The following is a 13636-nucleotide window of genomic DNA, read 5'->3' on the forward strand; positions in this document are numbered from 1 at the left end:
TCGTTACTTGGTCCAGGACCAACGCTGGGGAAGGAACGACGCGCCCGGGTCCTGGTGGGCGATGTCGAGTCCGTCACGGACGACGGAGACCTGGTACACCGGGTTCGGCATCCACATGACCGGGAGGTCGGTGGCGAGGTACTCGGAGTACTTCTTCGCGATCTCGGGGTCGGTCGAGAAGGCCATCGCCTGGACGAGCTCCTCGGCCTCGGGGTTGTCGTACTGCCCGGCGTTCCACTTGGTGTCCTTCGCGAAGACGCGCTCACCCGTGGCGTACGGCGGGAAGTACCAGCTGCCCGCGGTGCCGAAGAAGACGAGCTCCCACGTGCACGAGCTGCCGGTCTTGCACTCCTGTGCCTGCGTGAGGACGGTGTCGAGCGGCTTGGAGTCGATCGTCATCTTGACGCCGATCTTGCCGAGCGACGACTGGATCTCCGCCATCATGTTGTCGGTCTCCTGCGAGCCGTTCTGCGTGGTGACGACGATCTCCGCCTTGTCACCCGCGGCGATGCCCTCGCCGCACTGACCCTCGGCCGCGCCTGCTTCGGCGCACTCGAGCGTGCCGTCGGATCCCTTGACCCAGCCGTTGTCGGTGAACAGCTTCTCGGCCTTCTTCAGGTCGAACGGGTACGGGTTGTCCTTCTGCACGTCGGACAGTCCGCTGGAGTCCGCGGTCTGCGGGATGGGACCGTAGTCGGGAGTCGCGGCACCGTGCCAGACGACCTCGGAGATGGTCTCCTGGTCGATGGCGTGCTGCAGTGCCTGGCGCACGTAGAGCTGCTTGTAGAAGGAGCCCTTCTCCGGGTTGGCGAAGTTGTACGGCATGTACGTGATCGACCAGCCGGCCCACGGCTCGATGCTGTAGCCGAGGTCGGTGAACTGCTTCTCGTTCGTGAGCTGCGAGCTCGTGACGTAGCCGTAGTCGACGTCACCCGAGCGCACGACGTTCATCTCGGCGTCGGCCGACGTGAACGGCAGGAACTCGACGTTCTCGATGCTCGGCTTGTCCTCGCCGGTGTACTCCTTGTTGGCGGTGAGTTCCACCAGGCCCGAGTCCGACCAGCTCTTGACCGTGTAGGGACCGGCGACGGTCTTCCACAGGTCGTTGGTGGCGTAGGTCTTCATGTCCTCGGCCTCGGAGAAGAGGTAGTCGAGCACCGCGGTCGCACCGGCCTGGTCGCGGTCATGGTCGCCGATCTCGCCGTCAGCGCTGGTCTTGTCCCAGACGTGCTGCGGCATCGGGTAGATGAGGCTGAGCTGGTTGCCGAGGAGGAACTCCTCGTTGTAGACCTTGTCCATCGTCAGCGAGAACGTCTTGTCGTCGATGGTGGTGAACTCGGTGATGTTGTCGGGCATCAGGCCGGCGGAGTAACCACCGGTCTTCTCGCCGTTGAAGCGCACCAGGTTGTACCAGAACTCCACGTCGCGCGAGGTGACGGGCTCGCCGTCCGACCAGTCGAGGTCGTTCAGCGTGATGGTGATGGTCTTGCGGTCCTCGGAGAATTCGTAGGACTTGGCGGCGGAGGCCAGCTCGTCCCAGCCCATCTCGCCGTCGACGCCGTTGTACTCGAACAGGCGCGGCCACATGGTCGCCTTGATGGCGCTGTTGTGCGTGGCCATCTTGTCGGGCGACGAGATCGGCAGGATCCAGTTGGGTCCGGTGCCGACCTGCAGCGCGAAGCTGACGGTGTCCTTCTCGCCCGAGCCGGTGTCGCCCGTGGCGCCGGCCTGGCAGGCGGTGAGGGCGAGCGTCGCGACGGCGAGCGCACCCAGGGGGGCGAGCAGCCGGCGGCGCAGCGACTGAGATCGCATGTAAACCTCCTTGTTCAACGCCTCGCAACCAAGGCGTTCGTCCGATTTATGACGTACTTTGAATCATGCCCGAACTAAGTTCAGGGCAGAAGACGGTCTTGTTACGTTTAAGTAACTAACTTTCTTCGATTGCGGCGAAAAGCTGCGGAAGCGTGTCAGCCGACCATCTCAGCCGCGAGATCCGGCACCTCATCGAACGCGTCGAACGGATGCATCGGGCGCTGGATGCGGTGGTGACCGAGCCGCTCGAGGTCCTGATCCACCCCGCCCGGAGTGAGAGCGAGCGTCCAGCCGCGCATGATCGCGTACAGCTCGGGCTCGAGGTAGCCGATCTTGGTGACGACGATCTGCGCGGCGACCGGGTCGAGTCCGATCGAGGTGAAGTCGGAGACGTCGTGGTACGCCTTGCGGAACTCCGTGACGATCACGTGCAGGCCACCGACGCGGATGACCGCGATACCGCCGGCATCCACATCGCCCTCGTGCAGGCTGTGCAGCACGCCCTCGACGAGGACCGGTCCGTGCGGGCCGCTGTCGACGCGCGCGCCGACCTCGACCGACACCCGCTCGCCCACGGCGTGACCGCGCAGGACGTCGAGCGCCCCCTTGTCGAAAACCGAGCCGCACAGCGTGACCGGGGCGTCGTCGGAGGTGAGCTCGGGCTTCTGCAGTAGCTGCGCGAGGGTCCAGGTGACGTCGCCCGTGCCGCCGGCGCCAGGATTGTCGCCCGAGTCGCTGATGAAGTACGGGGTGTCGGTGGCGGCGAGGCCGGCCGCGACACCCTCGTCGAGGGTTCCGGGAGGGCCCACGAACTCGAAGTCGTCGCGCACATCCCAGAACGCGCGACCGAGCTCCTCCGCCGCACGCGCGGTCGCCGCGTCGTCGGTGCCGGTCACGACCACGGTCGCGTGGCAGCGCGGCTCGTCGGCCCAGGCATAGCCGATCCAGATCGCGGCGTCGGTGACGCCGGGGCGCGCCTCGATCTCGGGGATGCGGGCGTACAGGCTCTTCGCCGGCTCCACGCGGGTGCTGGTCTTCTCACCGGGGAGCAGGATGGGCACGCGCACCCAGGCGCGGCGCGGGGTGACGCCGCTCTCGAGCGCCTCGACGAGGTTGCGGATCGCGCGGTCGCGGGTCTCCCACGTGTCTTCGTGCGGAGCCAGGCGGTAGCAGGTGATGATGTCGACGTTCTCGATCAGGGTGCGCGACACGTTGCCGTGCAGGTCCATCGACGCCGACACCACGACGTCGGCGCCGATCACCTCGCGGATCGCGGTGATCAGGTCGCCCTCGGCGTCGTCCATGCCTTCGACGCTCATCGCCCCGTGGATGTCGAAGAACAGCCCGTCGAGCTTCTCGCCGTCGGCCACGAGCGCCCGCAGCCCGTCGCAGATGCGCGTCTTGATGCTGTCGTAGACCTCGCGCAGCACGGCACCGCCGGGGATCGAGCGGGCGTAGTAGACCGGCAGCCACTCGGCGCGGCCGCGCATGTCGCCGTCGCGCAGGGAGTCGTAGCGGGTGATGAGCTCTTCACCCTCCACGCGCAGGAAGTCGCGCTCACCGGCGCGGTGCGGCGAGAAGGTGCTGGACTCGATGGCCATGCCGGCGATGGCGATGCGCGGGAGCGGGGACGTCTCGGTCATACTCCGAGTCTAGATCGGACCTCGAACCAAAATCAGCATCTTGTTCCGCATGGCCGCGAACTTGAGCCGATAATCGAAGCTACTACGCGGCGGTCGTGCGCAGTTCCTCGTCGATCCTGGCCGGGTCGAGCATCCGCTCCAGCAGCTCCCAGGCCACACCGCGCGCACCGGCGAGCGCGCCGGCTCGGCTCACGCCGATCTCGAGAGCATCCGTCGACATGGGCAGGCAGAGGGTGAAGAGCGCCTGTCGCACGCCGGCGACGAACGCGTCGGCCGTGGCCAGTCGCCCCCCGAGCGCGAGAGCCTGCGGGTTGAAGAAGTTGATGATCGTGGCGAGCACCTCGCCCGTGCGCGCGCCGGCCTCGCGCAGCGCGGAGGTGGCTTTGGGGTGAGCGTCCTGCGCGAGCGCGAGCACGTCGTCGAGGGTCTCCACCGCGACGCCGGACTCGCGCAGCGCATCCACGATCGCCGCACCGCTGGCGACCACGTCGAGGCAGCCGACCCGACCGCACGAGCAGATGATGGGCGGGGCGTTGTGCAGGGCGACGTGGCTGATGTCGCCGGCGACCCCACGGTACCCGCGGTAGACGGCACCGTCGAGGATGATGCCGCAGCCGATGCCGCTGCCCGCCTTCACGAAGACCAGCTGCTCCTGCTCGCCACCGCGCTCGATGAACTCGCCGACGGCCATGGCGTTCGCGTCGTTGTCGATGAGGAACGGGAGCCCGGTGACCGAGCCGAGCACCTCGCCCACGTCGACGCCGTTCCAACCGGGCATGCGCATGGGCGCCAGCAGGCGCGAGGTGCGCGAGTCGACGGGGCCGGGCAGGCTCATGGCGATGCCCTCGACCGTGAGGCCGCCGTTGTCCTTCGCGAGCGTGCGCGCGCACTCCCACACCTGGTTCACGACGCTCTCGACGCCGTCGAGGAGCGACACCTGCGCGACGGTCGAGGCGACGACCTCGGCACGCCGGTCGAACAGCGCCACCGTGGCGTGCTGCTCACCGAGCTCGACTCCGGCGACCACACTCCCGCCCGCTTTCACCGTGAGCACGCGGGGGCGACGGCCGCCGCGCGACTCGCCCTCGCCGTTCTCCTCGATGTAGCCGTGGGCGATCAGCTCTTCGACGCGCAGCGCGACGGTCGAGGGGGAGAGCCCGGTCAGGCGGGCGAGGTCGGCGCGGGACTGGGCCGCCCCGGTGCGCACCAGCCGGAAGATCTCACCCTCGGAATGTACGGTCTGGGTAGCCGGCGCCACGGTGTCCTCGAATCATCTTGTTTCGGTAGTCAAACAAAGATAGCCCTAGGACTGGAGGAGTGTCACCCCCCTTGCGCGTCATGCGCCGACGCCCGGTTCGACTCCCGGTTCGACTCCCGCCCCCGCCGAGTGCACGGGATGCTGCCCCGTGTACGGGATCTTGACGCGAACGCGCCGTGCACTCGGCACGAAGCCGTGCACTCGACTCGGCGAAGGGGTGCGGGCGGTGCGAACGGCACAGGGCGCAGACTGGACGCATGACCGAACCCGACCCGTACCTGCTCGGCCCCGGACTCCTGCCGACGCCCTTCACCGCCGCCGAGATCCGCGATGCCATCGGATCGGGGAAGCTGATCCGGCTGCTCCTGGAGGGGCCCGACGGCCCGCTGGGCGAACACGTCAACCGCTTCCGCGACACCGACGACGAGGGCGCGACCCTCGACCGCTGGGCCGCCGCAGACCCGAAGGCAGTCGTCTCGAACCGGGTGACCTGGGCCGAGCTGCAGGGACATGCCGCCTTCGACGCGGGGACGACGAGCGTGTCGACCGTCACACTGTCGACACCCCTCGGGCAGCTCACCTGCCGCCGGTACGACACCGACGACGGCGTCTTCTGGTTCTCGATCGATCACCCCGGGATGCCGGTGCAGTACGAGTCCGACGGCATGCGGACGACGGTGCTGAGTATCGAGTCGGACTGAATCCGGCACGAAAGGAGGGCGGGCCCGTGCGTACGGACCCGCCCTCCTGATCTCCCTCAGTGTCCGGCGGCGCCGACCACCACGAACTCGTTCGGCACGACGTCGAGGGTCGCCTCGGCCGACACCTCACCGGTGTGCAGGTCGACCGCGAGGATGCGGTCCTTCGCCGGCTCGGTCACGTAGGCGATGTCGCCGACCACGTGCAGGCCCGGGTGCGGCTGCTGCCACTCGGTCGGGCTCTCCCACGGATCGATCACATCCCAGGTGTCGACGAGCTCGCCTGACTCGTCGAGCAGTGACAGGCTGCCGTCAGCCCCGAGCACCACGACGTTGTCGTGCCCGTCGCGCCCGACTCCGCGCCAGGTGTACTCCACACCTTCGGGGAGGTCGACGATCGACATCGTCTGCGTCGCGGTGTCGATGCGCGCGAGCTGCGACAGCAGGTAGCCCTCCTGGTCGGGGTCGGTCTTGTAATCGCCGAAGGCGATCGCGCTGGTGTCGCTCACGTACGCGTTGCCGGTGCGACCGAACTCGTCGGGGGCGTCGATCTTGGTGAACGCGCCGCCGTCGAAGAGCAGCACGCCGTCTTCGCAGCCGAACACCACGACCTCGCCCTTGAGAGCCCCCTCGCCGTGCACGCTCGGGCACTGCTCGTTGCGGGTGAGCTCGGTGCCGTCGGCCGCGAGGTGGCGGACTCCGCTGCGCGCGTCGGCCGTGCCGATCGTCGAGAGGATGCTGCCGTCGGCGAGCTCGAGCGCCACACCGTGGTGGGCGGCCTCCGAGGTGATCGTGTCCACCTCGGGAAGGGTGCCGGTGCCGACGGCATCCGTGTCGAAGATCCGCACCTCGCCGGTGCCGTCGTCGAACAGGGCCGTGCGTCCGGCGTGCGGGACTGCGTGGCCCGCGGCTTCGGCGTCGAACACCTCGCCGGTGAGCTCGACGGTGCCGGATGCCAGGCCGGAGTCGAGCACGTGGAAGCCGTCTTCGGCGGTGACGAAGACGTGCCCGTCGTGGTCGCCGGCGCCGTTGACGCGCAGGAAGCCGCCGAGCTCGACCTGCCCGATGGTGTCGAGGGTCTCGCCGTCGAGCACGAGCACACCGCCGTCGTAGGTCACGGCGATGCGGGTGTCGCCTTCGTGGTGGGCTTCAGGTGCGGCGCCTGCGGTGTTCTCGGCGGCGGGCCCGGGGGTCGCACATCCGGCGAGCGCCACGGCGGCGATCACGCCGAGGGCGCCGATCGCGAGGCGGCTGCGGGGTCGGGACATGGATCGTCTCTCTTTCTTCTGGGTGGGTGCGCGGGATGCGCGGCGACGACCGGAGTCGTCGAGGGCTCAGCCGACCTGCTGCACGGACCGGGGGTCGAGGTCGGCGAAGGTTCGGGTGACGGTGCCGTCGCCGTGGTCGATCTCGTGCACGGCACCGGTCGCCGGGTCGCTCACGTAGGCGTGCCGGGCGTCGACGAGCAACTGCACGCGGTCGCGCAGGGCGGGGTCGGTGACGGATGCCGCCAGCAGCGGTTCCGTATGGGCCAGCACGGTGCCGTCCGGGGCGAGCACGCGGACGCGACCGTCGGCATCGATCGCGACCGTGCGACTGTCGTCGTCACCGAGGGCGGCGGCCTGCAACAGCGGCACGTCGGAGGGGAGCAGCATCCACTGCCGCTGCCGCACGTCGAGTAGCCAGGCACCCTGCTCGCCCGCGACTCCGGCGAGGTCGGGGCGGTCGGCGCGGCCGGAGAGGCTGCTCGTCGGGGTGGCGTTCACGGGGTACGGGATGGTCTCGGCGGCGATGGTGCCGCCGACCTCGCGGGTGAAGAGCACGGCTCCCTCGGCGCAGGAGAAGACGGCGCCGACGCGGGTGAGGTCGGCGTCAGAGGGGTCGGTGCACGGGACTGCCACACCCGGGACGCGGTCGCCGGCGGGGTCGAGCAGCTCGATCGTGGCACCGGCGGTCGGCACGAGCAGATGTTCGGCGAGGAACGCCACGGGGCCGGAGGTGCCAGCAGTCACGTGGGGGGCGACTTCGAGCCCCTCGCCGAGTACGTCGTGGGCGAGCAGGACCAGTTCTCCGCCCGCGAAGGCGACGGTCGCCTGCTGCTCCCCGGCGACGACCGTGACGTCTCCCTCGCCCTCGAGGGTTCCGAGTGCCTGCGGGGCGCCACGGAAGGAGTGCGTGTGATCGCCGTGCGGCACGGTCCAGCGCGCGGAGTCGAACACCTCGACCGCGGTACCACCCTCCGCGTCGTGCGCGCGGTAGACGAGACGGCCGTCCCCGAAGAGGCCGGCGATGCCGCTCCGGCCTGGCGCGAGGGTCGAGCGCTCTTCGGTGGCGAGGTCGAGGAGCGTGAGTTCGCCGCGCCCGTCGGCGATCACGAGCGCGCGGGCCGGGGAGGCGACCTCGGCCGCGCCACCCGCGTCGATGCCGTGCGCGTCGGAAGCGGTCGCGGCGGGTGCGGCGGGCGTGGGCGCTGCGGCCGGGGCACAGGCGGTGAACGCGAGCGACAGCGTGAGCGTGGCGGCGACGGATGCGGTTCGGCGGGGAGCTGGGTTCATGACGCTCTCACCCTATTGAGAACGATTCTCGTTATCAAGTCGGCGGACGTTGCGGCCTTGGCCTCCTCGCCCGAGGCGCACGGAATGGAGGAGAAAACACGGGACGAAGGAGCGGTGGGGCGGAAGCGTCCTTCGAAGCGCGCGATCTCCTTCATTTCGCGTCATGCCCACGGCCGGTCAGCCCGAACGTCGGCACCCCGGCGTAGGGTCGCAACATGAGCAGCACAGCATCCGGAGAACGTCATGGAGTGGTCCCCTCCTACCTGCTCGCGCGCCTGGCCGAGTCGGGGCGTTTCCCCAAGGCCGCAGCCGCCGCGCGGCAGACGCTCACGGCGGGCCGCCCGCCGTTCCGCGCGCGCATCGACCTGTCGATCGACGAGAACGGCGACCTCGTCGCCCAGCTTTCGGATGCTCCGAACCGCACGATCAGCGACGCCGGCAACACGCAGCAGCTTCCCGGCGCGGTGGTGCGTGGTGAAGACGACGGCCCGGTGGAAGACACCGCGGTGAACGAGGCCTTCGACGGGCTCGGCGCCACATTCGAGATGCTGCTGGCCGCGTTCCAGCGCAACTCCCTCGACGACGCCGGCGCCCCGCTGGACGCGACCGTGCACTACGGCGTCGACTACGACAACGCGTTCTGGGACGGCGAGCGCATGGTGTTCGGCGACGGCGACGGTGAGGTGTTCCAGGGGTTCACCGGGTCGCTCACCGTCATCGGACACGAGCTCGCGCACGGCGTCGTGCAGCACACCGCGAACCTCGAATACCACGGGCAGCCCGGGGCGCTGAACGAATCCATCGCCGATGTGTTCGGAGCCCTGACCGAGCAGTACGCCCTCGGCCAGACCGCCGACCAGGCGACCTGGCTCATCGGCGCCGAGATCTTCACCGATGCCGTCGAGGGTGCGGCGCTGCGCTCGATGATCGCACCCGGCACCGCCTACGACGACGACGAGCTCGGCAAAGACCCGCAGCCCGACCACATGAGCGGCTTCGTGCGCACGACCGAAGACAACGGCGGGGTGCACATCAACTCCGGCATCCCCAACCGCGCCTTCGCCCTGTTCGCGACCGACCTCGGCGGCAAATCCTGGGAGCGGGCGGGCACGGTCTGGTACCGGGCTCTCACGGGAGGGCTGTCGAGCACCGCGACCTTCACGGAATTCGCCGACGCCACGGTCGCCGCCGCCACCGCGCTCGACGATGCCACGGCCGAAGCGGCTCGACGCGCCTGGAGTGCCGTGGGAGTCTATGAGGATGAGCGAGTCCCCTCCACCGACTGACACGCACGTCGTGATCGCGGTGGTGCGCACCGGGGGCATCGCGGGCATCCGTCGTCAGTGGCGGGTGGAAGCCGAGCCCGACGAAGCCGGGGAGTGGATCGACCTCATCGACGGCTGCCCGTGGGACGAGGAGACGGATGCCGGCACCGGCGCCGACCGGTACGTCTGGAGCATCCGGGCCCGCACACCCTCCGAGCGCCGGGAACGCGACGTGCCCGACTCCGCTCTCGACGGCCCCTGGCGCACCCTCGTCGAAGCGGTGCGCACGGCCGCCAGGCGCTGAACCCGCATCCGCTCCGGCTCCCGATCAATCCGGTGTGAATCCGGCCCCGTCGCCGCCGGGCAGGTTCACAATGGAGACCATGGGACTGTTCCAGCAGAAGCCGGAAGAACAAGAGAACCAGTGGGTGCTGCCCTCTGAGCCGCTCGAGCGCACGGAGGCGGATGTGCTCGACACGGCGCCCGTCGTCGACCCGCTCTCGATCGGACTCGGCGCGGAGACCAGCGGCGACCTGAGCTCGGTCCTGTTCCCGGTCGCACCTCCCGCCCCCGAGGCCGTCGCGGCCGAGAGCGGCGAGGCCGAGGCCGAGGCCGAAGAGGACTGACCCACCAGCACGGCGTCGCAGTCTCGCCACCGCGACGCAGGGCAACCATCGATTCACTGCGCCCCCGGTGCGAATCGACGACGGGCCGCGCGGCTACGGTTGAGGGATGACGATCACCGCCGCCGCAGACGGCTCCGCCCTGGGCAACCCCGGCCCCAACGGCTGGGCCTGGTACATCGACGACGCGAACTGGGCTGCCGGCGGTTCCCCGCACGGCACCAACAACCAGGGCGAGCTGCGCGCGGTCCTCGAACTGCTGCTCGCGACCGCCGGCACCGACGAGAAGCTGCTGATCGAGTGCGACAGCCGCTACGTGATCGACTCCGTGACCAAGTGGATGCCGGGCTGGAAGCGCAAGGGCTGGCGCAAGTCGGACGGCGGACCCGTGCTCAACCGCGACCTGCTCGAGGGCATCGACGAGGCGATCCGTGGCCGTGACGTCGAGTTCTCCTGGGTGAAGGGGCATGCCGGACACCCGCTCAACGAGGCGGCCGACGAACGCGCGAACGCCGCCGCCAAGGCCTACCAGGCGAAGCAGGAACCGCGACGAGGACCGGGCTTCACGAGGGGAACGGATGCCGGCGCTGCCGTATCCGGATCCGCGTCCGTCGCCGCATCCGCACCGTCCGCACCGGCCGGTGCCGCGGCCGCCGGGGCGAGTTCCGCGGGCGCGAGTGCGGTCACGACCGAGGACCGCGCCCGCTCGACCGCGGCAGCGGCAGCATCCGCCCCCTCTCCCGCCGCTGCCGCCTCGCTCGTGGAGCCGCTCTGGGCCGAAGCATCCGATCTGCTCGACGGCCTGGACTCCCCCGACGACGACCCGATCGAGCTGCGGATCCCCCTCTCCTCCGACGAGCACGCCCGCCTGCGCGACCGCGCCGAGGCACAGGGCGTCTCGCTCGAAGAAGCTCTCCGCCGCCTGATCTGAGCGTGGCTGCCGAGGCGTAAACTCGCCCCATGTCGACTCCTGCCCGCACCATCGGCCGCGTCTTCCTCGGCGCCTCCCTCGTCTTCGCGGGCGTCTCGCACCTCACGGTGGCTCGCGAGGAGTTCCAGGCCCAGGTTCCGGAGTCGCTACCGCTCGACCCCGATACGACCGTGCTCGCCTCTGGCGTGGCCGAGGTCGCGCTCGGTTCTGCCCTGTTGCTGGCGCGACGCCGTCGGCGCACGGTCGGCACGATCGCCGCGCTGTTCTTCGTCGCCGTGTTCCCCGGCAACGTGGCGCAGTGGATGCACCACCGTGACGGCTTCGGCCTCGACACGGACATGAAGCGTTTCGTCCGGCTGTTCTTCCAGCCGCTGCTCGTCGCACTGGCGCTGTGGTCGACCCGCGAACCCCGACGCTGACACGCCGACACAGGATCATCGGCGCGGACCCACACCCGTCGGGACGGACGCCCTCTGCGGCGCGACGGAACCTCGGAGGTCCGATCCGTAGACTCGGCGGATGAGGAAAAGGCGGGTGACGCAGCGGTGAAGGCGCGTACCGCCTTCGGCCTGCTCCGCCTGGGCGCTGCCGCCGTCTGCCTCGTGGCGCTCATCCACCGGCTGAGCTGGGGGCTCGCGTCGCACACGATCGCGAGTCAGAACTTCTTCGCTTACCTGACCAACCAGTCCAACATCGCGTTCGTCGTGCTGCTCACGATCGCGGGGGTGATCGCTCTGCGTGCGGCGCGGGATCCGCGGTGGCTCACGGTGGCACTGGCACTCGTGCTGACCTGGACGATCACCGCCGGACTGGTGTTCGCGATCCTCGTCTGGCAGGCCGGCATCCGCGGCATCCGCATCGATGTGCCGTGGTCGGATCAGGTGCTGCACTTCTGGCTGCCGGCGCTGACGGTGGCGGCATGGGCCCTGGCGCCCGGCCACCGATCGGTGCCGTGGCGGGTGGTCCCGGTGTCCCTCGCCTACCCGGTGCTCTGGGGGGTCGCGACGATGATCCGTGGGCCGATGATCGGCTGGTACCCCTACTACTTCCTCGACCCGCGGCAGGTGAGCGGGCCGATCGAGTTCCTCGCGTCGGCGGCGATCGCGCTCGGCAGTTTCGCCGTGGTCTCGACCGTGCTCGTGCTCATCAGCCGCATGCCGCTGCCGAGACGACTGCGGACGGATGCCGACGACGAGGCCGATGCTCCGGACCGGCCGCCCGCGGTCGAGGGCGAGCAGGTGCCGGAGGAATCCGCGCGGGAGACGGCGACCGCGCGGAGCTAGACGCGTCGGACTTCGTGGCGCCGGACGGAACGGCGTCGGTGGAAGCGGCTCCGACGGGGAGCGCGGTCAGACCCAGAGCGTGAGCGAGGCGAGGGCCGCTTCGAGGGCCGCCTTCTCGTCGAGCGCGGCGAAGTCCGCGGCAGCGGTGCCGCCGACGAGGCCCACGAGCACATTCTCTCCGGTCGTCGGCTGCAGGTTGATCCAGGTCGGGATCAGCACATCGGCTCCCACGGCGTGCCAGATCGACTCCTCGTTCTGCCAGAACGGCTCGTCCCACCACAGCCAGACGGTCTCGATCGCGCCCATGCCGAGAGCGGCGATCGCACCCCGCTGCGAGAACGGGAGCGCCGGCTCGAACTCGATGCTGCGCTTCTGGAGCACGCCCAGCGGCACCGTCACGACGACCCGGTCGAACGACAGGGCCTCACCGGTGCCGAGGCGGATGCTGACGCCGGAGTCGTCGTACGCGATGCGCGCGACCGGGGAGCTCAGCCCCACCTGCACGCCGTCGAGCGCATGCTCCACGAACGGGGTGAGATCATCGCGTGCCGCCTTCGGCTCACCGGTCGGCAGCGGCGGGGCCAGCCAGCTGGAGAGCTCGTCGGCATCGGCTCCGGTGCGGGTGGCGAGAATCGCGAGCAGTGCGGCGGTCGCGGGGTCGGCGGGATCCACGCCTGCCGCGGTGAGGGCGTCGGCGACCGAGGAGTCTTCGGGAGCCGCCTGCGCCGTGGTCATAGCCGCGGTGAACGGTTGCGGGTCGACCGGGTCTGTATCGCCATCCGGTGTGCGCCAGAGCTCGCCGGTCAGCTCCTCGATGCCGACATCGCCGCTGGTCAGCTGATCGAGGACCTCGGAGTCGTCTTCGCCGAATAGCCAGGCGCCGAGTTGCACCGGCACCGGCCACGAGTCGTCGACCTGCGAGTGGACGCGTCCGCCCACGCGGTCGCGCGCCTCGAACACGGTCACCTGCACGCCGCGTTCGGCGAGCAGTGCCGCAGCCGTGGCGCCCGCGAGCCCGGCACCGACCACGGCCACTCGCTCGCCGGAGCTGCCCGGGATCATGAGCTCTTCCGCGGCGCGGACACCCGAGGCGATGGCCCCGCGTACGGTGCCGGGAGCATCCTCATCGGTCGCCTCACCGGCGAAGAACACGCGGTCGTCGATGGGCAGACCCAGCGCGGTGCGGGTGCCGGCGACGACCCCGACGGGGGTGAAGCTGACGGCGCCGAGGGCGAACGGGTCGGTGCTCCAAGTGCTGCGGACGCTGCCGGCCGGCGCGGGAACTCCGGGCGGAGGCTCGGGCTCACGGGTGCGCGTGGGCGTCGGCGTGGGTGCTGGTTCGGGGGTGCAGGAGGCGAGAAGCACCGAAGCGACGCCGGCTCCGGCGCCGAGGAGCAGAGTGCGGCGCGTGATCCTCATCGTGTCGCCACTTTATCCCGAGCCGGGCGGTTCTCGATCCCGCCGAGCGGTCTGGACCCTCCGCCGATGCGACACAGAACGACGGCGCGGGTAACCCGGCGTAACCGCCGGTAACCCCTCGACTCCCCCGCCGACCGGTTCTCGCACCT

The 13636-nt window shown here is 70.0% G+C and carries 13 protein-coding genes; 7 read left to right on the plus strand and 6 right to left on the minus strand.

Annotated features, from left to right (window positions below; genetic code table 11):
- Window positions 1-3: 3 nt before the first annotated feature.
- From ACIOTO_RS05380 to ACIOTO_RS05390, 3 genes are all read right to left on the minus strand, one after another.
- A complete protein-coding gene (locus ACIOTO_RS05380) occupies window positions 4-1812 on the minus strand; it encodes a peptide ABC transporter substrate-binding protein (protein ID WP_029261397.1) in 1809 nt (602 codons plus the stop codon).
- A gap of 155 nt (window positions 1813-1967) precedes the next feature.
- Window positions 1968-3455 (minus strand): M81 family metallopeptidase, encoded by a 1488-nt coding sequence (locus tag ACIOTO_RS05385; RefSeq protein ID WP_400856929.1) that lies wholly within the window; start codon window positions 3453-3455, stop codon window positions 1968-1970.
- Window positions 3456-3537: 82 nt separating this feature from the next.
- Window positions 3538-4713, minus strand: coding sequence for an ROK family transcriptional regulator (locus ACIOTO_RS05390; RefSeq protein ID WP_029261395.1), 1176 nt, complete (start codon window positions 4711-4713; stop codon window positions 3538-3540).
- A gap of 257 nt (window positions 4714-4970) precedes the next feature.
- On the opposite strand from ACIOTO_RS05390, the gene ACIOTO_RS05395 reads away from it, so the two are divergent.
- Window positions 4971-5414, plus strand: coding sequence for a hypothetical protein (locus ACIOTO_RS05395; protein WP_029261394.1), 444 nt, complete (start codon window positions 4971-4973; stop codon window positions 5412-5414).
- Window positions 5415-5470: 56 nt separating this feature from the next.
- Here the strand turns inward: ACIOTO_RS05395 and ACIOTO_RS05400 are convergent, their stop codons facing one another.
- Window positions 5471-6679, minus strand: a complete 1209-nt coding sequence (locus ACIOTO_RS05400) for a hypothetical protein (RefSeq protein WP_400856930.1) — start codon at window positions 6677-6679, stop codon at window positions 5471-5473.
- A gap of 66 nt (window positions 6680-6745) precedes the next feature.
- Entirely contained in the window at window positions 6746-7966 is a 1221-nt protein-coding gene (locus ACIOTO_RS05405) for a hypothetical protein (RefSeq protein ID WP_400856931.1), read from the minus strand.
- A gap of 215 nt (window positions 7967-8181) precedes the next feature.
- Between ACIOTO_RS05405 and ACIOTO_RS05410 the strand changes: the two genes are divergently transcribed.
- From ACIOTO_RS05410 to ACIOTO_RS05435, 6 genes are all read left to right on the plus strand, one after another.
- Complete coding sequence (locus tag ACIOTO_RS05410; protein ID WP_400856932.1) at window positions 8182-9252, plus strand: M4 family metallopeptidase; 1071 nt, start codon at window positions 8182-8184, stop codon at window positions 9250-9252.
- Window positions 9227-9535: a protealysin inhibitor emfourin gene (locus ACIOTO_RS05415; protein ID WP_029264107.1), complete on the plus strand. Its 309-nt coding sequence runs from the start codon at window positions 9227-9229 to the stop codon at window positions 9533-9535. The genes ACIOTO_RS05410 and ACIOTO_RS05415 overlap by 26 nt, the downstream gene beginning before the upstream one ends.
- 79 nt (window positions 9536-9614) lie before the next feature.
- Window positions 9615-9857 carry a hypothetical protein gene (locus ACIOTO_RS05420; RefSeq protein ID WP_400856934.1) on the plus strand — a complete coding sequence of 81 codons (243 nt, stop codon included), beginning with the start codon at window positions 9615-9617 and terminating at the stop codon, window positions 9855-9857.
- Between the two features lie 106 nt (window positions 9858-9963).
- A complete protein-coding gene (locus tag ACIOTO_RS05425) occupies window positions 9964-10785 on the plus strand; it encodes a ribonuclease H (RefSeq protein ID WP_400856936.1) in 822 nt (273 codons plus the stop codon).
- A gap of 29 nt (window positions 10786-10814) precedes the next feature.
- On the plus strand, window positions 10815-11204 hold the full coding sequence (locus tag ACIOTO_RS05430; RefSeq protein WP_400856937.1) for a DoxX family membrane protein: 390 nt from the start codon (window positions 10815-10817) through the stop codon (window positions 11202-11204).
- 126 nt (window positions 11205-11330) lie between these two features.
- The gene (locus ACIOTO_RS05435; RefSeq protein WP_372468062.1) at window positions 11331-12068 is read left to right on the plus strand and encodes a Pr6Pr family membrane protein; all 738 of its coding nucleotides are present in this window, start codon (window positions 11331-11333) and stop codon (window positions 12066-12068) included.
- Window positions 12069-12134: 66 nt separating this feature from the next.
- On the opposite strand, the gene ACIOTO_RS05440 is transcribed toward ACIOTO_RS05435, so the two are convergent.
- Window positions 12135-13487, minus strand: a complete 1353-nt coding sequence (locus tag ACIOTO_RS05440; protein ID WP_400856938.1) for an FAD-dependent oxidoreductase — start codon at window positions 13485-13487, stop codon at window positions 12135-12137.
- Window positions 13488-13636 lie beyond the last annotated feature (149 nt).

This window comes from Microbacterium sp. NPDC087592 (assembly GCF_044743585.1).
Lineage (GTDB): Bacteria > Actinomycetota > Actinomycetes > Actinomycetales > Microbacteriaceae > Microbacterium.